The organism is Brevibacillus sp. AG, from assembly GCF_028369215.1.
GTDB classification, from domain to species: domain Bacteria; phylum Bacillota; class Bacilli; order Brevibacillales; family Brevibacillaceae; genus Brevibacillus; species Brevibacillus porteri.
Genome location: NZ_JAQMYO010000002.1, coordinates 145,645 through 170,323, shown reverse-complemented (window position 1 = coordinate 170,323; position 24,679 = coordinate 145,645). Strand labels below are relative to the sequence as shown.

General features: G+C 46.8%; 3 protein-coding genes. All 3 read right to left on the bottom strand.

Annotated features, from left to right (window positions below; all coding sequences use genetic code 11):
* Positions 1 to 10 precede the first annotated feature (10 nt).
* From POF51_RS05730 to POF51_RS05720, 3 genes are read right to left on the bottom strand one after another with little or no spacing between them, the layout of a single operon-like run.
* On the bottom strand, positions 11 to 6,022 hold the full coding sequence (locus tag POF51_RS05730) for a non-ribosomal peptide synthetase (protein WP_271754360.1): 6,012 nt from the start codon (positions 6,020 to 6,022) through the stop codon (positions 11 to 13).
* A 54-nt stretch (positions 6,023 to 6,076) separates the two neighbouring features.
* Complete coding sequence (locus POF51_RS05725) at positions 6,077 to 13,435, bottom strand: beta-ketoacyl synthase N-terminal-like domain-containing protein (protein ID WP_069851333.1); 7,359 nt, start codon at positions 13,433 to 13,435, stop codon at positions 6,077 to 6,079.
* Positions 13,436 to 13,453: 18 nt separating this feature from the next.
* The gene (locus POF51_RS05720) at positions 13,454 to 24,679 is read right to left on the bottom strand and encodes an SDR family NAD(P)-dependent oxidoreductase (RefSeq protein WP_069851336.1); all 11,226 of its coding nucleotides are present in this window, start codon (positions 24,677 to 24,679) and stop codon (positions 13,454 to 13,456) included.

Sequence of the window (24,679 nt, the reverse complement as noted above, 5' to 3'; positions counted from 1 at the left end):
GTTCGCCAATTTAGTGTTGGGGATGATACGTTATCATATTGATTAACTCGCTTACCTTTTGCTCTGGGTTCGCTACCAATCCTTCTAAAAGAGTATTCAAATGCTGCAGCATACTGCTAATCTCTTTATCGTTAAAGAATCGTCGATAGTAGTTGATATGCAGGACTAGCACTTGTTCATAGAAAAGGATTTCCACTCGTAACGGATGCTCCGTCTGCGCGATAGAATCATAGATGGTAGCGCCGAGGACATCATTAAATCCTCTAAACACAGAAGAGAAATCAGGGAGCTGTTCGCTTACCAGATAACTGTCAAACAAAAGCCGATCTCGTGGGATATCACACCACTCGTATATTTTTTTCAGCGGCGTGTATTCGTACTGACTCGTCTCTACTACCTTGGACTGCATGTTTTGGAGCCAAGACAAGAACCTCATGTTTTGCTCAATACTTACGCGAATGGGCAGAATATTGAAGAAAAGCCCGACAGAATGCTCGACCTCCATCATCGCTATGCTGCGGCCGGAGAAGATCGTACCAAAAACAACGTCTTCCTTACCGCTGTAATGATGGAGCAGTAATGCCCAAGCCCCCTGCACCAATGTATATGGCGTCAGATGATACTTCTTAGACAAGGATATTAGCGCCGAGGAGACTTCTGGCGATACGATGAACCTTTCTTGAGAATAGGGAGGCTCCTCGGCAGAAAGATTCTTCCTGCTCGCTTGCGCCCATTCAAGAGTAGAGCTGGTCATTCCTTTCAGATTTTTCTTCCAAAACAACTCGGCATCCGTTAAGTCCTGCCCTTTTTGTAGTGCAACATAATCCCGATAAGGATAGACAGGCACAATATCAATCGGCTTCCCTTGGGAAAACGCTTGATAATATTCGAATAATCTCTTAACGATCAACGTATAGCTCCAGCCATCCTGCAACATCAGGTTGAAGACATAAATAAAGTAGTAGACATCCTCTCCTACTTGAAGCAGAGCAAGATGCGCATGTGGTGCATGGCCCATCTCAAATCCTTGTTGTCTAAGCTTTTGAATGTAGGATTGCAATTGTTCATGTTGATTATCTTCCGGAACGTCACGCCAATCTTCCTGTTTGATGTGGATATCCACTTTCTCATGTACGATCTGCATCGGTTCATCCAGCTCTTCCCAGATGAAGGATGTTCGCAATGCAGGGAATTGTTGGATGAGATTCTTCCATGCCTGCTCAAAAGCAGATACATGGAAAGGGCCACCCTCTATGCGAAAAGCATGATGAACCACATTCAAACCAGGCTCTGGATGATGCTTGTATCGATAAAGCATATTCTCTTGCATGATCGTCAGCGGATAAACATCCTCCATGTATGGGTTATCTACTTTTATCCGATCCAGCTGATGCTTATCCAGTGTTGGAAGCTCTACTGCGTTTGGAGTTCGCTTCGCGCTTTGGGTGGAAGCCCCACCTACAACCTCTGCTAGTTCAGCTATCGTCTGGAATTGGAAAATTTGCTGTGGAGTCAGTTCTAGACCGAATTGTTTTGCTCTCGCAACCACTCGAATGGTATGAATGGAGTCGCCACCCAATCCGAAGAAGTTATTATGTATGCCAACCTTATCCAAGCCCAATATTTCAGCCCAGACATTGGCAAGAATGTTTTCCGTCTCGGTTATCGGTGGTACAAAATCTCCCTCCATCTCTGGCACTTCCATAAGCGGCGCAGGAAGCGCTTTGCGATCCAATTTTCCATTCATGTTCACTGGCATTTCCTTGATAAACTCGAAGATAGACGGAACCATGTAATCTGGCAGCTTATCCCGTAAATAACTGCGCAGCTCTGGAATGAACTGGCGAGCAACTCTGTCTGTCAAAGGATCATTCGCATACGTTTCGATCGGCTGGTAGTGTTTCGCTGGACGGTGCCAAGCGGTGACCACTGTGTTACGCTGTCTTTTTTCTAGTAAATGCTCAGGTCGGAGCACAGCTTCATAGCTGCCATCCTCTCTATCACCCATCCAAGCAATATCCACGCTGTATCGAAGCTCAGCGCCCAACTGCCAAAGCTCCTCTGGGTCAATTCCACTGTAAGGATCGTTTTGATCTGTTCTCAGTTCTTCTACCGTTTTGAGAACATCTCCGTCAACAAGCAATGACTGGTATCGATTCGCCCTGTCCAACCGCAAATTTGGGATATTCGTAAGCCCTAAGATTTGCGGTTTATACTTGGTCATGATTTGACGAAGTCCATCAATATTTTGGAATCCCTCCTCATGCCAATCCAGCCAGGAAAAGTCCTCAATCGGCTGCACTTTTTTGCCGAGATGAAGAACCACATCATAGCGATAGCGAGTTAATTCGTTATGATGACTGCCTCGCTTCAACTTGATTTCTACATGGCTGATCTGATGCAGCTGCGCTTGAAGCGCATAGAAAAATACAGGATCGATAACCAGCTCCTGCTCTTGTCTCATTCGCTTCTGTACGCGGCGCTGCAATTGATCGATGGTCAACGTCGCCGGTGACTTTTCCATCTCAACCTCAGTGAGGAAGGTTTGCAGTAAAGAAAGATTACGAACATCACCGACAAAGATTGCTCCTTTGTCATTCATGGCGTGTATGGCCTTTTTCAGCACATCCAACAGGTAGCTCGCATCCGGGAAATACTGCACCACAGAGTTGAGCACGATCACATCGAACTTCTGTCCCTTTAGTCCACGAAAATCATCCGCATAGCTCTTACGCAGTGTGACATTGGATAAATCCTCTCTTTGGTTGATCAGATTCGCAGTAATATAATCCAACGCCATTGACGAAAAATCTGTTCCCCAATACTGCTCACAATGAGGCGCTATCCGGGATAATAACAGCCCTGTACCGCACCCGATTTCGAGTACCTTTTTCGGTTGCAAGGCAAGGATACGATCGACCGTCGAATTGACCCATTCACGCATTTCTTCCGCTAAAAGGGGCTGGCCCGTATAGCTGCTGTTCCAGCTGGTAATGTTGAAATCCGCCTCATATTTATTTACATCATCATAGGCTTTATCAAAGACATCCTGCCATTCTGATACCTGTTCCACAGGAAGTGCTTCTTCTGTTGCCTTTTTCAGTTTTTCCTTGGTCTGTGAATCTGGCACGATATAAGATATCAACTGCTTATGCCCTGGTCTCTGCTCGGATTCATGAACGATCACAGCCGCTTTTTGTACATGTGGATGTTCATCCAATACAGCTTCAATCTCACCCAGCTCGATACGGAACCCTCTTAATTTGACCATAAAATCAATTCGACCCAGATACTCGATCGTTCCATCCGGCATGTAACGTGCCAAGTCACCTGTTTTATAAAGGCGTGCTCCCTCTTTCTTGCTGAATGGATCAGGGATAAATTTCTCTTCTGTCAGCTCAGGTCGGTTATAGTATCCGCGAGCCAGCTGTACACCACCGATGTGCAGCTCGCCGGCAACACCCACGGGAACAGGATTCAGGTGCTCGTCTAACAGGTAGATTTGGGTGTTTGCCACAGGACGTCCAATCGGCACGGATCTAAGCTTGCTTCCTTTTTGACATGCCCAGTACGTGACATCAATCGCCGCTTCTGTAGGACCATAGAGGTTGTGCAATTCCGCATCGAGACACTCGAAAAAGCGCTCCTGCGTTGCATAAGATAAGGCTTCGCCACTGCAAATGACTCGTCGTAGCGTATCGCAGCCGCTAATTTCCGTCTCCTCAAGGAACACCTGAAGCATCGAAGGAACGAAGTGCATGGTAGTGATTTTCTCTTTTTTGATCAAACGTGCCAAATAAGTCGTATCTTTATGACCTTCTGGACGAGCTACTACCATGCAAGCGCCCGTCATTAACGGCCAGAAAAATTCCCAAACCGACACATCAAAGCTGAAAGGCGTCTTTTGCATGACCCGATCGGTTTCATTCAGTTGATATTGTTCCTGCATCCATAAAAGCCGGTTGACGATACCGCGATGAGCATTCATCGCGCCTTTTGGCTTACCAGTAGAACCTGAGGTGTAAATCATGTACGCCAAATTGTCGCTGTTGACTCCGCTTGCAGGTGCCATATGGCTCTCCATGCTAATTGTCTCCCAATCTGAATCGAGGCAAATGAGTTGTCCACCGTATTCAGGGAGCGTGTTCTTCAGCTCCTCCGCAGTCAAGAGGAAAGAAGGATTCGCATCCGTGATCATGAAGGCAACCCGATCTTGCGGATAGCTTGGATCTAGGGGAACGTAGGCTCCACCTGCTTTGAGGATACCTAACAGCCCAATGACCATCTCAAATGAGCGCTCCATATAAATGCCCACAAGCGTTTCCGCGCTTACACCCTGTTTTACGAGATGGTTAGCCAGCTGATTCGCCCGTTGATCCAATTCACGGTAAGTGAGTTGCTCCTCTTCAAAAATAACGGCTGGGGCATCTGGTGTTTTGGCAGCCTGCGCTTCGATCATTTCATGAAGGCACCTATCTTGCTGTGGGTAGTACGTCTTCGTATCGTTCCATTCAATCAACAGCTTTTGCTCTTCCGCAGCGGTCAAAATCGGCAAATCTGAAATCGGCTGGTTCGGATTCGCGACAATGCCTGCCAGCACGATTGTAAAGCTTTCTAACAAGCGACTAATTGTCGATTCATTAAAAATATCGGAATTGAACTCGACGTCTAGGTCAAGGATATCGCCTTTTTCTACAACCTGAATCCAGAGGTCAAACTTGGATGTGTTGTTACGGAACTCTTCAAATTTGACCAAGGAAAAGCCTAATGCAGACATGTCCGATTTTTTCGGCATAGGAAAGTTCTGCAACACAAAGCAAACTTCAAACAGTGGATTTTGACTCATATTACGCTCAGGCTGCAATTCGTCCACTAATCGTTCAAATGGTACGTCTTGATGTCTGTATGCGCTGTTCGCTGTTTCTCTCACACGTGACAACAGTTCTCTAAAGCTTTGATTGCCGGAAACATCTGTTTTGAGAACCAACGTATTTACAAAAAAGCCGACCAGATTCTCCATTTCCACTCGGTTACGATTCGCTACGGGCACTCCCACCCGGATATCATTTTGCCCGCTGTAACGGTGCAACAATATCTTTAACGCGGTGATCAAAACCATATACAGCGTGGCATTTTCTTGCTCGCTCAGCGCTTTCATGGCATGTGAAAGGGAAGAGGGAATTTGTAGTTTTAGGCTCCCTCCTTGAAACGTTTGGATAGGAGGTCTTGTACGGTCTACTGGCAGCTCTAACGCGCTACTTTCTTTTCCAAGGGTTTCTCTCCAGTAAGAAAGCTGTTTCTCCAGAACTTCTCCTTGAAGCCACTCCCGCTGCCAGCTTGAAAAATCAGCATACTGGATCGGAAGCTCAGGCAATGGGGAAGGCTTGTCCGCAAGATATGCCTGATAAAGTAGAACCATTTCTCTGAAGAAAACTCCGACTGACCATCCGTCTATGATGATATGGTGAACGTTCAAAAGTAGAATATTCAAGTCTTCGCCGAGTTTGAATAAAGTAACACGCAACAAGGGTCCTTTGGTTAGATCGAAAACATACATGCTTTCTTTTTTCGCGAGTCGGCGAAACTCATCTTCCCTCTTTGCCTCGGGATGTCCTGTAAGGTCGACAATGGGAAAAGGAATTTGCAAGGCAGGAGCAATTAGCTGATACGGCTCTCCGTTTGCGACTTGAAAGGTAGTTCGCAGGGCTTCATGGCGTTCCACTATCTCATTAACGCACTGCTCCATGATGTTTGTGTGAAGCTCACCCGATAGATGGAAGGCGGCAACCACATTATAAGCAGGACTGTTAGGTACCAACTGGTCTAAAAACCATAGTCTCTGCTGGGCAAAAGAGAGGGGCACGAAGCCCTCTCTTGAACGCCGCGGAATCCCAGTCTTTTTCGTCTCCAGTTTTGAGCCTTTCAGCTTCTCCAGCAAGGCCAGTTTCTTCTCGGAAAGCTTCGATCTGCTCTCGGCAAGTATCTCATCTCTTGATTTAGCTGATTCCTTCTCATTGATCATCGGATTGCTCCTTCCCACATGGTGATTCTGCTGCCTTTTTTATAGATGAATTCATCAGCTTAATAGCTCCAAAATTGCCTCTTCTGGAAGCTCATCAATAGCAGCAATCAGTTCCTCTTCAATCAGCTCCGCCATTCCTGCAACAGTTGGCGCGGAAAAGAGATTGTCTAAATCCAAATCAACCGGGAAGCTATTCTTCAATCTGGAAATAATCTGAGTGGCCATGATTGAATCGCCGCCAAGGTCTTGGAAGTTTTTGTGGATGTCAACCTTTTTCACGCCAAGTACCTCTTCCCACGCAGCGGCAATTTTTCTCACGAGTTCGTTACGTGGTGTATCATCATCGTCAGCAGGTATGACATCATGATGGATCACCGAGTTTTGGATTTCTGTCTTGCTCCCCTCTGCTTCTTCCACCTGAACACGAGGTAGCTCAGTTGAGTTGGCTATGTCTGCTGCTCTGTGTTCGTGTTTTTCTGCTGTCCGTTCGGAGGTGGCGGCTGCTTCTGGATGGGTTCGGTTGCCTACGACAACTTTGGGTAAACGGTATCGTTCCTTGGCAAAAGGATAGCTTGGCAGGCCTGATAGACGGCTTACCATTCCTTTTGGATAGAGAGCTCCCCACTCTATTTCGTTACCATGAACCCATAGCTCAGCCAGTTTTTTGATCTTCTTGTTCAGAGCGAGATTGCGGATAAAATCCCGTCCCTCTTCCGTATCGCCGATCTTGATTCCGCCCGTTTTGTTTATTTCTCCGATAAACAGATTCGCCGTTTTCGCCCCATTACTTTGTATGAATTGCTCTAACTGCGCAATCAGCTGTTCCTTACTGTCTACCACGATTGCTACTCGATGAGACATCGATTCCCTTGCAGTCTGATAGGTATAAAGGAAATCTGCCAGTTTCACATCATGATGATTCTCTACAAATGCCTTTGTTTTCATGGCATAAGCCACCAATTGTTCACGTGATTCTGCTGACAGTACGAAGACTCCCGTCGCTATCTCTTGACCCACAACAGGAGCAGAGGCTCTTACCTTGCTTCTATCAAACTCTTCGATCACCAGATGAGCATTGGTCCCGCTGAAGCCAAAAGAGCTGACCGCTGCCAATCGAGAGCCTTTGGAATTGGTCTGCCAATCTTGCAGCTTCGTATTCACGTAAACAGGGCTGTTTTCAAAATCAATGTGTTCATTCTCTTTGACAAAATGGATCGAAGGGGCCATCTTCTTGTTTTTCATGCTGAGTAAAACCTTGATGACACTCAACACCCCAGCCGCCGCTGTGGTATGGCCGATGTTGGCTTTCAAAGAACCAATGGCGCAGAATCGTTTCTTCGGTGTGAATTGGCGGAAGGATTCACTCAGCGCATGAATCTCTACAGGGTCCCCTAATTTGGTTGCGGTTCCGTGTGCCTCGATATATTGAATGTCTTCCACATCCATCTGTTTTTTCGCGTAAATGGATTTTTGCAGGTCGCTTTGCGCTTGGAAGCTAGGCACAGTAATGCCCAATGTCCGTCCATCCTGATTCGTTCCACTGCCACGGATGACACCATAGATGCTATCGTTATCTCGTAATGCATCTTGCAATCTTTTTAAAATCACAACGCCAACGCCATCCCCAACGACAATGCCATTGGCTCCATTGTCAAACGGACGGCACTCCCCTGTAGGAGATAGCATCCTTGCGTTACTCATCGAAATAAACGGGGCAGGATGGGAATAAATCGTAATTCCTCCTGCGATGGCCAGATTGACCTCTTCCGTCTTCAGCTTTTGGCAAGCAATATCGATCGCAACCAAAGAGGATGAGCAAGCTGTGTTCACAGCCAGAGCGGGTCCTTTCAGGTCAAGGAAATAAGCGATGCGCGAGGCGAGTATACTCGTATCCGATCCGAGCATGCCAAAATGAGAGAAATCTTGTTCTACTGTCATTCCCGCCATTGCGCCAATGACGGTTCCAACGGGTTGTCCTCTCAGCATGGACGGGGTATAACCTGCGTCCTCTAATGCTTTATAGCTCTCTTGTAAAAGGATGCGCTGCGTGACATCCATTGATTGGGCTTCGGTAGGAGAAATTTTGAAAAACGCTGGATCAAAATATTCAATATCCTCCATCGCCCCGTATTTCATCGGAATATCTACTAATGCATTTTCTTTGAAAAAGGCACGCCAGTCTGGATTGGTCACTTCTCTGATGCAATCTTTGCCCTGACTGACAAGCTCCCAGAATTCATCTTGCCCCTTTGCACCTGCTGTACGGCAGGAAATCCCGATGATCGCAATATCATCGGAAGCAGCTTTAGGCGGTTCGTAGGCAATATTCCTCGTTGAGACTCTCTCTGTATAAGCAGGCTTCTCGTCAAGATTTCCATGACTTTGGTTAAACGATTCTGCCTGCGCTGATAGGCGCTCTGGTAGATGAGTCGCGATGTAGCTCGCCAATGCATCTAGCGTATTATGCTCAAACACAACACTCGTTGGTAGTTTCAGATGAAACTTGCTATTGATGGCTTCGGATAATGGAACGGCATTGAGCGAGCCGATTCCCAATTCCTTTAGGGATTCCACTTCTTCCAGCTCTTCTTGTCTCAAGCCTAAAACGGTCGAAAAGACCTGGATCAGGCTCGCTTTGATTTTTGTCCGATCCGGAATGGACTGATCTGCCGCAAAATCACGTTTTCGTTCAGAATATTCAGATGTAATTGGTTGATTTTGAGCATCCGACACGAATGGTTTACTTGCATGGAGCTTGCTAGGCTCGTCTTGCTGCAAATGGCTGGCTATATAGCTTGCCAATGCATCTAGCGTATTATGTTCAAACACGATGCTGGTCGGTAGTTTCAGATTGAATTTGCTATTAATCATTTCGGATAAGGCAACGGCGTTAAGAGACCCAATTCCTATATCCTTCAAGGTCTCTACTTCTTCCAGCTCTCCTGGTTGAAGACCTAAAACGGCAGCAAAAGCCTCTACCAAGGATTCTTTGATGGTTTCCCTATTCCAATGAAAGCTGTGACCATGCTGATTTGGATTCGGGAGCGTTCTCGTTTGCTTTTTCGGATAAGGAATAGAACCACTGTTTACCATTTCCGCTAATGCTTCTGGATACGGTCTTTTCTTCGATATTTTGCTGGCATTCCATTCACAACGCTTCGTGTACGCAAGATACGGAGCCTTCTTCAACTTAAACAAGCAATAGCTGATCCACCCTCGTTCGAGAGAGATAGATTGATTCACTGTGTTGATATACAAATCTTGAACAGCTTTAGGCAGATGCTTGATGTATTGTTCCACATCAGGATCATGCAAGGCGTTAGCAATCTGCGGCGATACGTCAATGATTTCATCAATCACCAACTGATGCTCCGCTAAAAGCTCAATCCATTCTTGCACGGTGGGAATGCTGACTTCTACGTTCTGGTCTACGATTGGTCCTCGCGTATTCGCTATGTAATCGATCAACAGAACGGTTCCCTCTTCGTTCAGAGAAGAAGAGATATTTTGAAATAATCCATGTTTATTTCGAATATGGAAGCTCACTTCAATCCCGACGATCATGTCGTAGAGATCGGGAAAGGCATCCTTGGAGCTGTCTTTGTTGAAAATTTTCGCACGAGCACCCAGATTTTTCTGCGCGATTCGTTGATTGCCAAGCTCTGCTTGCGCCTTGGTAATCGTAAATCCGTGGGTTTCCATATGCGGATAGAGCTCTGCTATTTGAATCACATCTGTCCCATGACCGCATCCAAAGTCCAACACTTTTTGCACGCGCGAAAAATTTTCTTTGCAAAAAAGTACTTGTCGCATCTCTACTTGCTTCTCTCTTACCATTTCTCTTTCCAACGGATATTTTTCCGGATTCAAAATGACGCGACTCATTGAAAAGCCTGGAATCTTCCTTTCAAATGGACATACGGTCAAGTAATCCTCCGAAAACTCCGCTTCGCTGCTGTTGGCGCTATAGGTGTAAATCTCAACGGCCTTGTTTTCGAATTCTGGATGAGCGGATGTCATGCTCGTCTCCCTCCTAGAGTGATTCGTTTGATTGCGTTCTATCCAGCATGTTCTCCTCTTAAATGGATAGGTTGGGAGCTTAGCTACTCGGGATAACTCCTTCCCTTCATGCAGCTTCTGCCAAGGGATGGGATTGCCTAGAACCCACCATTTTGCCAGTTCCCCTACATCTCTTAGTTCGATTGCCTGAGCAACTCGGTCTGGCATCCATTCTTTGTTTTCCTTGAGATCCCCAAAAAAGCAATGATCCGTCTCTGCTTGATGTTCCAACCAACGTTCTAATTTCTGGTAAAGTTCTGTTTGACTATTGGTGATGATAGCTAAACGGCAAGGCATTTCTTCTCTTCCGATTTGAAGGGTATAAGCTGTATTCGCTAGATCGATATGTTGGTGCTTTTGCAAATAACCAATCCAGCGATGAATGTACGCTTGCAATCTCTCTTTCGTCTTAGCCGAAAAAACTAACAGCTGAGGCTCTGAATCATTTACTCTACTTGGTGAATTTCGGTTGTATTCCTCAACGATAAGATGGGCATTCACTCCACCGCCGCCAAAGCTGGTAATGCCTGCTCGTCGGGGGACTGTCTGCCCATCTACAGTGACCTGCTTCCATTCCGATACCACTCGCTGCAATTGAAAGGGGAGTTGATCAAAAGGAATATTTGGATTCAATTCGTCAGGAACCAGGGTTGGAACTAGCGTCTGATGCTGTAACGACAGAATCACTTTCATCAGCTGCGACATTCCCGAAGCTGATTCACAATGTCCGATATTCGGTTTGACCGAACCGAGTCGATAGTCCCCTTCTGTTCCTTGACGATTGTGAAAAGCTTTCGTCACCGCTGTCATTTCTACGGCATCGACGATGTCTGATCCATAGGCAGACGCTTCTAGATAACTAATGGATCGAGGGTCCAGTCCGCCTTCTTCCAATGCTTCTTCCATCACATCTGCAATTGGGTTGGGGCTTGGTGTCATGTAGCTATTGGCTTTGCCCTTATGGTTGACGGCGGTTCCTCGTATCACGGCATATATATGGTCCAGGTCCTGTACAGCCTGATCGTAATCCTTGAGAACAACAGCACCTACTCCCTCGCCCGGCACAAAACCTATTCCGCCGTTCCCAAAGGCAGCACTGTCAGATGTATGGGAGATGAGCTGTCCCACTGTCAGACCGAAGTAGGTATGTGGATGGGTGTACAGATTCACCCCACCAGCAATCGCCATGCTTCCCTTCCCGTTTCGGATGTATTCACATGCTTCATGAATCGCTACTAAAGCTGAGGAACACATCGTATCGATCGGCATACTCGGACCCTGTAAGTTTAGATAGTAGGATGCCCGATTTACCATCGATGAATATGAGGTTGTCGGAAAGTGATGAGTGGTTTCCGTGCTATACAGATGAAAACCTTGTTTCGTAATGCCACCAAATACCCCTGTTCGCTTGCGCAGCTCCGTAGACATCTTCGATGAGGCATAGCCTGCATCTTCTAACGCCTTCCAACACTCTTCTACATAGAGGCGCTCTTGAGGGTCAATATTTTCTGCTTCTCGCGGAGTCATATTGAAAAATAACGGATCAAACTGATCAAATTCTTCTAAGAAGGCCCCCCATTTGCTATAGCTTTTTCCTTGGGAAATGGCTTCCTCTCGATTTGGATGATAATACTCTGTCCAATCCCAACGCTCGGCTGGAATTTCTGAAATAGACTTTTTACCCTGTACTAAATTCTCCCAAAACTCATCCAAGGTGTTAGCTTGAGCAAAGCGCCCACTCATGCCAATAATCGCTATTTTACCGGAGGACGCAGGCTTGGACGCTGTCATTTGCGAATGAGCAGATGACGCAAATGCTCTCGCTTTTCCTGGGATTCGTTTCCCTTCGATTTTCGGCAATGGAGAAAACTCAACATGATCTTCCGTTCGATTTGGCTCCTGCTTGTGATCATCCAATCCTGTGAGTGAAATCAGCGCTTCCCTTTGTGTCTCTAGTAAATGCTCGACTAAGTCATCTACTGTCTGATATTCAAAAAACAACGTACCGCTGATCGTTTCTCCGAAAATTTTCCGAAATTGATTGATCAGTTGTACAGATAAAATGGAATCCATCCCATATGCCTCTAAAGACTCTGAAGTATCCATTCGGTTACTCGGCATTTTCAGCGTTTCAGCGATCAGCTGTTTGATGTATTCCGTACTTTTTTCGCGCAGGACTTCCTCGATTGCCTTTCCTTCAGGAGCGGAAGGTATGTTCACTCTCTTTGGTTTTGGTTGTTCCGCATTTATGCTCGTTGCAGGTTTAGGCTGTTGTTTTTGCTGTTGGCGAATCACGCCGTCGCTTTCGGTAACTATAATCTGCTGCCCCATCACGTGCGCCTCTTCTGTCGGGAAAAAGACCGACTGAAATCCTTCTTCCTCCAATACTCTCTGCCACTTTGACGAAGATAGCCCAGGGCAGCCTGAAAGGCGCAGCTCTGGGTCTTCGTACAGCCACCATCCCTCCAGCAAACCAAAGGTAAGATGGAGGAAGATGGTGTTTTTACTCATTTCATTTAGCAGTAGCAAGCCGTTCTTTTTTAAAACAGCTTTCGCATTACGCAGCGTTTGGCGAATATTTTTAGTGGCGTGCAGGACATTGGCTGCAATGACAATATCATACCCGCCTAGATCAATTCCTTGTCCCGTCACCGACTGTTCTACGTTAAAAATCTGATAGGTCAAATAAGGATTGCTTGGGCCATACTCTTTTTCTGCATGCATGAAAAAAGCTTTGGAGAGGTCTGTGTAGCAATATTCCTGGATATGCTCTTCATACGCCTTTAGTTTTTGGAAAACGACGGCACTCGTTCCTCCCGTACCTGCACCAATCTCGAGAATGCGAATGCGGGCCGCAGAATCTTGGTTCAGCCGTTCCTCAACAAAAGCAACCACTGTATCAGCGAGCACTTCATTGAAGTAGTCGGAAACCGTGTTATTTTTGTATACCTTCTCGACTAATTCCATCGTCGAATTGGGAAAGATGACTTCTGTGGCCCGCACTTTTCCAGTGAGAATTTGCGGTAAAGCACGCAGGGTTGCCTCGACTAGCTTGACTTGCACATTCGTATCCGAATTTTTTAGCCAGACTTCTTTTTCTTGCTCCCATTCTTGCCAGACAGCGGCACTAGAAATGGGAGCCGTATCGATCACGGTAGATGTCGCGCTATCGTAAATGAGATAATCATTCCGGGCCAAAACAGAAGCCGTTTCTTCGAGCCACAGGTCATATAAGTCAAGCAGACCGCTTTTTCTTTTGAGATCGCTGAGCGCTTGATTCTTTTCCGTAAAGCAGCCAAGCGACTGCATTTGACCCCACAGTAACTTTAAGAGAAGCTCGTCCATTTTGTTCATTCTAGGCACTCCTTCGGCTTACACGTATAGAACCGGTTTGTCCTGTTCTCTTTCTGATTGAGATTTCAGGGTGGTATTGACTAGAAATTCAGTGATGTGCTTAAGCGTTGGATAGTCCATCATCACAGCAGGTGTCAGTTCAAGCATGTACGTCTGATTGATTTTGGTAGAAAATTCGGTGAGCTTGACTGGATCGAAACCGTACTCCTTTAGTTCAATATCCGTATCTATTTCTTCGCTCTCTACCTTCAGGATTAGAGAGGCGAGTTGAATGAGCGTTGCTAGTACGTTATCAAACAAGCTGTTCCTGTCCATATCTGCTTCTGATGCAAAATAGGCTGCTGTGGGCATCTCTTTTACTTTTAACTTGTTTTTAATGCTTGCCATGCTGGAGGAAATTTTGGTTGAAACGACTGTAACAGATTCGCTTGTATGGATTCCTTCCATATCGAGTGGCTTGGTTGTTTTCATCAGCGCCAATTGATTCATCGGACCTGATAGCAAAGCTTCCAATGCCTCCATCCCTTCTGAAGGTTCAATCGAGCCAATGCCGATCTGTTCCATTCGTTCCTGATAGCCCTTGGACGCAACGATTCCAACACTGCCCCAGTATCCCCAGTTCATTACTTTCACCGCACACGTCCATTCCTCGGCAAGCTGATGGGCGAAAGCATCTTTAAAGGCGCAGCCTGAAGCATAATTGCTTTGTCCAGGCGATTTGGTAAACGAGTTAATCGAGGAGAAAAACAGGACAAAATCCAATGGCTCCTCGCCAAATACTTGACTCATCCGCACACTTACCTCTACTTTTGGTACCAGTCCGGCTCGGAAGGCTGTCTCGTCCATATTCGCCAGACTTCTATCAAGGAGAACAATAGCGGAATGAATCACTCCGTTAATCATGCCAAATCGTTTCTTGCTCTCTTCGTAAGCAGCTTGCAGCGACTCGCGATCCGTAGCATCGGCTTCGAAATAGAGCGGAGCAGGTCCTAGGGCAGCAAGTTGATTTATTTTGTTCTGAATCGACTCATCTTTCTTACGGCGACCAATCCAAATGATTTGTGCCTGATAGGTGCGGATCATGTATTCGCTCCACGCTTTTCCAATACCACCCGCGCCTCCAATCACAACATAGACTCCATGCTGTTTGTAGACGGTTTGGTTAATGGAAGGACTCTGCACGGGCATTAGCTGCTGTCGATACCACGCATGTCCACGATATACCCAAGCGTTTCCATGAGCGTCGGCAGGTAAAGCAAAAATATCGCGTAGCGGCCAATCGGCATGCGCGTCCAAATCGACGAGTCTTACCTTCCAGTTCGGATATTCCTTCGCCATCGATCCGATCAACCCGTGGATGCTGGCATGCGTTGGATGAACCGTATCTTTTTTGTAGATAGCCTGCGCCTGAACAGTAATGATCGTCCAGCCCAAGTCTCTCGTCTGATACTCCAACGCAAGTAAAGCCTTGATCAAGCGGAAAACTTGAATAACGCCCCGCTCCTGCCCAATCATCAAGGACTCCTCTTTTACAGATTCCACTGGGCTGTTAGGAGCCACCCACATGATATGATCGATCACACCCCGCTCTTGCAGCTTACTTGCGATAGCCTCAATAGAGTCATCTGACTGAAGCGGTAAAACAGTAGCTTGAGGGTAATGACGTTGAAGGAGACTTCTGTCCTTTTCTTCGGCGCAAACGATGACTACTTGATCACTTGTTGCTGGAATGACTTCCCCTTTTTCTACAGACACGGCGTTCCATACTGGCGTGAGCATCGTGGTTCCCATCAGCGCTGGAGCGGAAGTCACTGTTTCTTGAGTCTCTCTCTCCGTCGTATCCCGTTTTTCACTTCCAACTGCAAAACCTTTTATCCTCACGCCAATTCTGCCTGACTCATCACATATATCGATATCTATTTTCTTGTTCTCCGATTCATCACTGGATCGAATGAGAGCATACATGACAGCAGGATGATTCTCGAAGATCTCCAGCTCTTCAAGGGTAAACGTATCATTTGGTTGGATGGAGCTGATGTTGTCAGATGATGTAGACTCCGTGATGAGATAACGAGATGACTGCAACAGAGACTCCAGCTGGCTAGGATGGAGAACGAATTGTCCTGCTGGCTCCATGGCAATCGAAGGCAAGGAGAGTTTTACCAATACTTGTCCTCGTGTCCTGTATACTTGGTCAATCCCTTGAAACAGCTCGTAGCATTTTTGGGCAGTAAGCACCTCACTACTCTCGGCTTGCAAGGCAGGTATATCCAACATTGGTGCTTCAACGAGCGAAGTGAATTCGAGCATACCTTGGCTATGTACCACAGACCTGGTCTCCTCTTCTTTCGATTCGCTGTAGATTGCATAAGCAAGCACTCCAGTGTCCTCTGGATAGATACCCAGGTGTACCTGAACCAGATCATCGCCCACCAATAGCGGAACATCTGTAGCAACATGAGTCATTCGGATTCCAGATAAAGTCCCCTCTCGATCTCCTGCTGCCTGTTTCACTGCCGCCCGTGCCATTTCCAGATAAGCAGTGAGTGGAAAGAGGCGCTGCCCGTTTCCAAGATGATCTGCCAAGAACGACTCCTGCCCTGTAAAGCTGGAACTGTATCTCAGCTCATAGAGGTCAGAAGTGTTCTTATGAAGCAATGGATGGAGGATATCCCCGTTAACGGAAGAAGCTTTAGTCCTACCTGTTGCCATTGGTTTTTGAACGTCTATCCAATAACGCTCCCTGGCAAAAGGATAGGTAGGCAAACTGACGCGGCGCGGCTTATCTTCGCTATATAGCTTATTCCAGTCAAAAGTGACGCCCTTGACCCAAAGATTCAGCAGTTTAGCATATTTCCCCTTGGCAATCCATGTCTCCACTGTTTGCTTCATATCCTCATCAGCAAAAAGAGCTACCGTGTCATGATTGCGCTTCACTCGCCCACGATACAGCTCGGCAATGTTCTCTGCGCCTTCTGCAAACTGCGTTAGTTTTTCCGCAAGCTCACCCACTGATCGGACGATAACAGCCAAGCGTTCTTCCAGCGCTTCCCGCCCTACTTGAAGTGTAAAAGCGACGTCAGTCAATTGGGCATCGGTGAATGCTTCTTCTTTGATCGCCTTCAATAATCGATTCACTTGAGCGAACAGTCTCTCTTCGTTCTTCGCTGAGAGAACGATCATGTTTGGTTGCTGTGGCTGAATGCTACTCTCGGGCTGTCTATCTTTTTCGAGATACTCTTCGATGACAATATGGACATTGGCTCCTCCCGCGCCAAATGACGATAGCCCAGCGATTCTCGGATACTCTTTGGTTACTCCGTTGATCTCCATGATGGGTCGTTTCCATTCAGCCAGCTGTTGCTGAACCATAAATGGCGTTTGACTGAAATCAATGTTCGGATTCATTACCTCAGCGTGCAGGGATGGTGCTATTTGACCGTACTTCATCTGAAGCAATATTTTGGTCAATCCCGCAATTCCTGCCGCGCTCTCCGTATGCCCAATGTTCGACTTGGCCGAGCCGATGGCGCAGAATTGCTTGTCTTTCGTATCTTGTCCAAATGCGCGAGTCAGTCCCGCAATCTCGATTGGATCTCCCAAAGCGGTCCCTGTACCGTGCGCTTCGATATAGCTGACGGCACGAGCATCCACTCCTGCCCGCTGCAATGCGTCGTGGATTACCTGCGACTGCGCGATTGGGTTGGGAACCGTATATCCATTTGTTTTGCCGCCTGCATTGAGCATGCTTCCCTTGATTACGCCGTATATGTGGTCACCGTCGGCAATCGCCTTTTGCAGAGGCTTCAATACGATAGCTCCCACACCTTCTCCATCTACGAAGCCATCCGCTTGGTCACCAAACGACTTGCAGCAGTCACCAGCAGATAGCATAGTCGCTCCAGACAGTCGAATATAGTGGAACGGATCGACAATTAAATTGACCCCGCCTGCGATGGCACATTCACTTGTTCCGCTATACAGGCTTTCCAAGGCTAAATGGATCGCCGTCAAAGAAGAGGAGCATGCCGTATCCACTGCTAGACTTGGTCCTTGGAAATTGAACAAGTAGGAAAGGCGATTGGCAATTGACCAGTAGCTCGTTCCTGCTGGGTAATTTCCATTCATGACACCAACAAACACACCAATTTTTCTGCTTTCTCCTAATGTCGCAGGAGTATAACCCGCATCCTCCATACATGCGTATGCCGTTTCTAAAAATAAGCGCTCCTGAGGGTCCATCTGCTCCGCTTCGTTAGGCGAAATTTGGAAAAATAACGGGTCGAATTTATCCATATCCTCGATGAAACCGCCCCATTTGGTGTACATGTATCCTCTTCTTCCTTTTTCTTCGCTGAAATATTCTTGCCAGCTCCAACGATCCTCCGGTACTTCTGTGATACAATTCTTCCCTTCTTTCAGGCGAGACCAAAACTCCCAGACATCTTCCGCTTGCGGATAACGACCTGAAAGACCAATGATCGCCACATCCTGTCTGGACGGCGCTGCTGGTTTTTCCGGTTGCGTATCAAGAGCTTGCAGGAAACGGCGAGACTTTGCCTTTCGAAATACCGAGCCAGCTTGCTCTCTGGTTGGCTTTGCAGTAGCTGCTGAGTTGGTTACTTGCTTTTGAACAGGCTGCTGTTCATCTATTCCTACTAAAGCTAGTAGTTCATCCGTTTGTGTTGTCATGAAATGCTCGACCAGCGCATCAATCGTTTGATATTCAAAAAAGAGGGTCGTGCTGATCTGATGCAATTTTTTGCGTAAGACATTCGTCATTTGCACAATCATAATCGAATCAATGCCATACTCCTCCAGGGCGGCAGAAGAGTCGATCTGGTCAAATGGAATTTTCAGTGTTTCTCCGACCAATTGCTTGAAATAGGCGATGCTTTTCTCATGAAGCATATCCTCCGTGCTTGTTCCTCTGCCTGTAGCTGGAGGACTTGGCTGAGTAGAAGCTGAGGTCCCCATTGATTTCTGCTGTTGTTTGGACTTGCGAACAACGCCGTCACTTTCAGCAATTATCAACTGTGGATAGGAGACAACTCGGTAGCCCTCATCTCGCAATACTTTCTGCCAAGCTTCCATAGGCAATGAAAGTTCTAGTAGAAGCAGACCATTCCTTTTTAAGAGATACTTGCAGTTACGCAGGGTTTGGCGAATTTGTTGAGCTGCGTGCAGTTTATCAGCTGTGATAATCAGGTCGTATTCACCAGCGTGCATTCCTAGTTCACTTAACGCCGCTTCTGGATCAAAAACTTGGAAGCTCATAAGCTCTTGATAGGCATCTAATTTTTGTGAAATCAAGGAACTGGTAGATTCTGAACCTGCTCCGATCTCGAGAATCCAAATTCTTGCAGATTGCTCCTGCTTCAACCGCTCCTCGATAAAGGCAGCCGCTACATCAGCAAGCCCTTCATTTTCATGGGCAGACAACTGTAGCATGGATGGATAAAGTTCAGGGTGAACATCCACCCACTCTTCTACCTTCATCCCTTCAATGACAATAGGCTTCGTTATCTTCATGAAAGCAATTTGATTCATGGCTCCTGCGAGAAGTGTCTCTACAGCTTGCATAGCTTCTGGAGGCTGAATAAGACCAATGCCGATTTGCTCCAAACGACGATAGGTTTCTACCATCTCTTGATGAGACTCTTCCACTTGCCCACTGCTCCAATATCCCCAATTGATCAGTTTCACCGCACATGGCCATGCTTGGGTCAATTGATGAGCATATGCATCCTTAAAGGTACATCCGGCAGCGTAGTTGCTTTGCTTCGGAGCTTTCGTAACTGCCATGAGCGAAGAGAAGAATAATACGAAATCCAAAGGTTCCTTCTTAAACACCAACGCGATGTTCACACTCACATCAACCTTAGATGAAAGCACTGCTCGGAAACCTTCCTCTTGCATAGTCTCCAAGCTCTCCTCAACCAAGACCATGGCAGAATGAACAACTCCGTCAATCCGTCTATACGTTTGCTTTATTTGTTCATAAGCTTGTTGCAAAGCGTTCTGCTGCGTTGCATCCGCTGTTATATAGTCTGGTGCTGGTCCAAAAGCGGCAAGTCTATCCATCTTCGCTTGAATCTCTTCATTTTTTTGACGACGACCCATCCATATGATCTGGGCTTGATAGGTACGAATCATATATTCGGTCCATGCTTCGCCGATGCCACCAGCACCGCCAATCACCAAATAAATGCCACCTTGCTTCAACCGTGTCTGATCGATCGGAGGATGGTCGATGGTAAGCAACTGTTGGCGATACCATTCTCCCTGACGATACACCCACGGACGACCCTGACGATCTCTTGGCAGCCTCAACATATCATCCAACGGCCATTCAGATTCGGCCTCTACATCCATGAGTCGAATCTTCCAGTTTGGATATTCCTTCGCCATCGAACCAATTAACCCGTGAATACTGGCGTGACAAGGATTCACAACATCTGTATTCCGAATGGGCTGGGATTGAACCGTGATGACGCTCCACCCTAACTCCTTACTTCCGTATCCCAAGCGAAGCAAGGCTTTAATCGTTCGGAAGCATAGAATCACTCCCTGATCCTGCCCCGCGATTAATCGATGATCCGCCAAGGAATCTATCGCATCAAAAGGAGCGATCCACACCATATGATCAATGGAACCAACCTCTTCTAGTCGGTGTACGATTTCCTCAATCGTATTCTCAGCCTTAATGGACAACACTTTTGCTCGTGGATAGTACGGTTGAATCGCGCTCCCATTCTCTTCATTTCCCCCCACAATGACAACCTGTTCATCAGCAGTAGGGAAAAGCTGCCCCTTCTCAACGGGAGTCACATCCCACACAGCGGACAGCATGAGATTCCCCACCGGAGGCTCCAGTGAGGGTACAGAAGAAGCGCTGCTCGAAGAAACGTGATTCGCTGGCTTCCCGTCCTCCAGCACTCGCATGGAATATCCCTTTATTCGTACACAAACGGTTCCTTGGTCATCGCACAAATCAATATCTAGCTTCTGTACCTTGTCATCTGCGCTGCTGTTAGCACTGTAACGAACGTACGCCCACATTGAGGATGTGCACTTGTTGTGAATTTCAATTTCCTCCATGGCAAAAGGCAAGGAGGGCTTGCGACTGGAATCGCCATCCGCTGATGGGGTATCTTCCTCACCCATCATAAGCCCTATAGATGCCTGCAAGGCAGAATCCATTAAGCTTGGATGCAGGACAAAAGGGTTCTCCATTTCGGAGACGGAGGCAGGCAAGGTTAGCTTGGCTAATACTTTGCCCTCCCCTACATACAAGGTGTCAATTCCTTGATGTGCCGAACCATAATCCATTCCTATTGAATGAAAAATGCTGTAGCATTGATCGGATGAAAACTCACGATGACCGCACTCCGCTTGTAAGGACGACAGATTCAAGGCATGTTTCTCAACAACGGAATGAAGTATGACGCTGCCCTGACTGTGTACGACTGGTTCTGCATCCATAGCCTCCGACTCGCTATAGATTTCAAAACTAATTTCACCATTCTCTTCGGGAACAAGACCGATATGGATCTGTGCAGGTTGGTCCCCCACAACAATTGGTCGTGTCCAAACCACGTTTTTCATTTGAATCTTGGCTGGTTCTTCGGTCAAGGCAGCCGTTGCTTGCTCTGCTGCTGCTCTCGCCATCTCCAGATAGGCAACTCCCGGCAAGATTCTCTGATTCTTCACGACATGATCCGATAGGAAAAACTCCTGACCTGTAAAAGTGGAGCTAAACCTCTGTTCAGAAAAATCAGAAGTATTCCGTTGCAGCAGTGGATGAATCACAGTTTCACTCGTGAATGGAGCTGCTGTCTTGCCGCTTACAGATTTCATTTTGCTCTCTGGAATCCAATAACGATTCTTCGCAAATGGGTACGTCGGCAAGGGAACACGTCTAGGTTTGTTATTCAAATAAAGCTGTTCCCAATCCACTTCATAGCCTGTCACCCAACATTCAGCCATTTTTCTGATGTTGCCTTCTGCAATCCAGCTTTGGAATCCGGATGACTCGTTGTTAGGCTTCAAACTCCCTTCCCAACAAGTATCGATCGTATTCTCGCCTCTCGAATAAGCTTCCAATTTTCCGATCAACTCAGGTATATCCTCGACAACAAAGGCTACTCGTTCCCTCATCCCTTCTCGTCCAACTTGCAAAGTATACGCCACATTTTCCAGATCGATTTGCGCTGCTGGATCAGCAAAAGACTGACCTTCTCCCTCTATATCGTCTCGATGGTTATCTAGGAGAGAAGCGATGACGGAAGCAATGGAGCTGCTTTGATCGAACTCCTTGATATCTAGCTGAATATGCAGCTCCTCTTGCAGTTTTTGCGTTAGCTGTGTGATTTGAACGAGGTCTACTCCGTATTCATGCCACTCTTGTTCCATCTCAATGCTGTTTTCTCCCACGTGAATAATACTGGATAAAATCCCGCGAAGCTTCTTCTCCAGCATTTCTTGAAGCTGATTTCGCTTCTCTTCCGTGCGTAGTTGAGGGTGATTGTCTGATGATGCCCCTTTTAGAAACTCCGCTACTTTTTGCGCATAGGCTTGCAATCGTTCCTTATTCTTGGCAGATAGCGGAATCATCACTGAGTGATTTTTATGGCCAATGGATCGCGCTTTCGGCTTTGTTTCCGCTGGAATGTATTCTTCCAAAATAATATGGGCATTGGACCCCGAAGCTCCAAACGAACTTACCCCTGATCGCCTCGGAACGGTGACTTCTTGACCGTTTTTCATGCTCTCCGATTTCCATTCTTCTGTCCGTTGCTGTACATAAAAAGGAGATTGCGCAAAATCAATAAACGGATTCACTTCCTTGGCATGTAAGGAAGCAACGAGCGTTTTATGGTGGAGTTGAAGAACAGCTTTTTGCAGACCGCTGATACCCGCAGCAGATTCTGCATGTCCGATATTTGATTTCACCGAGCCAATAGCGCAAAACTGCTGATCCTCTGTATATTGACGGAACGCTTTCACCAATCCTTGAATTTCAATGGGATCACCTAAAGAAGTTCCGGTCCCGTGCGCTTCCACATACCGAATCGTTCGCGCGTCCACACCGCTCTTTTCCAGGCATGCTGTAATCACTTCTGCTTGAGCAACAGGGCTTGGTACGGAAGGCCCGCTCACCGATCCGACGTGATTCACACTGCTTCCTTTTACCACGGCATAAATATGATCTCCATCCTCAATCGCTTGGCGCAATGGCTTTAACACGACGGTACCGACGCCTTCTCCAGAAACATATCCATCGCCATCCTTGCCAAAGGTATGACAATAGCCATCACTAGCGTGCATATCCATCATGCCATAGGACAAGTATTTGCCAGGATGCAAGGATAAATTGACGCCACCCGCCAATGCTACCTCACATTCTCCGCGCTTGATGCTCTCCAGCGCCAAATGAACAGCCGTCAGCGAGGATGAGCATACGGTGTCAATCGCCATGCTCGGACCATGAAAATTGCAGAAATAAGAAACGCGATTGGCAATCGGTGCATAGTTCAACGATAACGGGAACATTTCTCCCCGAGATATCGCTTCCGCTCCGATTAGGGAATAATCCTTGTGCATCACGCCAACAAAGACACCAACCTGCCGCCTGTTACTGCTCCCCCGAGGCGGAACAATCGTCTTCGGCGTATAACCCGCGTCTTCCATTGCTTCCCAGCATGTCTCCAAAAACAACCGCTCTTGGGGGTCCATCGTTTCTGCTTCCCGCGGGGATATTCTGAAAAATGGAGAATCAAAGCAATCAGGGTCTTCAATAAACCCTCCCCATTTGGACATCTGCTTTCCAGAAGGGGATTTGAGTTCTCCAAACTGCTGCCAATCCCAGCGAGATTTCGGGACTTCTTTGATGCAGTCTTTGCCCTCTTTTAAATTTATCCAGAATTCATGGAGATTTTTGGCCTCTGGATAACGACCTGCCATCCCGATGATCGCAATTTCTTCATTGGCATTCGCTGCATGATTCTCAGAGGGTGCTGTTGAATGTACGACCGTTGCAGGTTGCGGCAACTCTTGGCTACCTTCCTGTTTCATCAAATCAAGCCCACTGAATACGGAAGCATGATTCTCGGCAAGATAGGCGGCCAACTCAGCGATATTCGTATATTCAAACAATAAAGTAGGAGCCAGCGGCATTCCTACTTTCGCTTCGACAGCCTTCACAACTTCCAACATGCCCGGCGAATTAAGCCCCATTTCATAATAACCAATCTGGGTATCAATCGACGCGGCTGTAACTTGTAATCGATCTGCCAGCAGTTGTTGCAAAAAAGTTTGTGCTTTACTCACGAAGGCAGACTGCGGCTCATTCGATTCATGAAGGGGTTCTTTGATATCCGCTCGCAGCTGAGGTACTTCGTTTTTATTGGGATTGATCAGACCAGGATCACGAACTAACTTGCCCGCAAAATTTTGCAAATGCGCAATTTTTTTGCCTGATCGATCAAAGAACTCCATCGTCATATACATCAGTTCATTTTTTCGCTGGATGGATGAGGTTTGTACTCTGGCAAAGCAATGTTGCTGTAAAAGAGCTGTGGCCCGAAAAGATTCATAAAAAAGCGGCAAAAATAGCCGTTGTTCTTCTTGGATTACCGAGGTGAACAATACCATCGAGGCGATAGCGGACCCATCGATCAACGTCGGGTGAAACATGAACCCTTCCGCACTGGGAAGGGCATGTTTACCGAGAGATATATCCATTACCGCCGCTGAATCTGTTTCATATATCGTTCCTTCTGCCTTCATAAAACCTGTATGCACCAATTCCTGACGACGGCATTGTTCATATACGTCATGCAGATTGACTTTTTTGTTTGCAGCTTGCTCTAGGATGGGAAGATCCAGCGTTTCATCGAACTGCGCAGGAGCACTTTGATGCATGTCAGCAGTGACATATAGCTTTTTCTCCGAGTCTAACATGCCGTTGCGCTGTGTCTGACCCTCCATCCGAATCTGCCACTGTCCTGCTTTGCCTTGCGTGCACCAAATGCTCAGCATGACATCATAATCTTGTCCCACCATGATCGGATGATAGATCGTTAGATTACGAAGCTCAAGCTCGCTGTAATCATGACCATTTTCTCGAAACATTTGATACAACAGATCAATATGGGCTAATCCGGGCAACAGTTCCTGACCGTGCGCTTTATGATTTTTGAGGATTGGATGGTTGATCGTTATGAGAAACTGATCATGCAC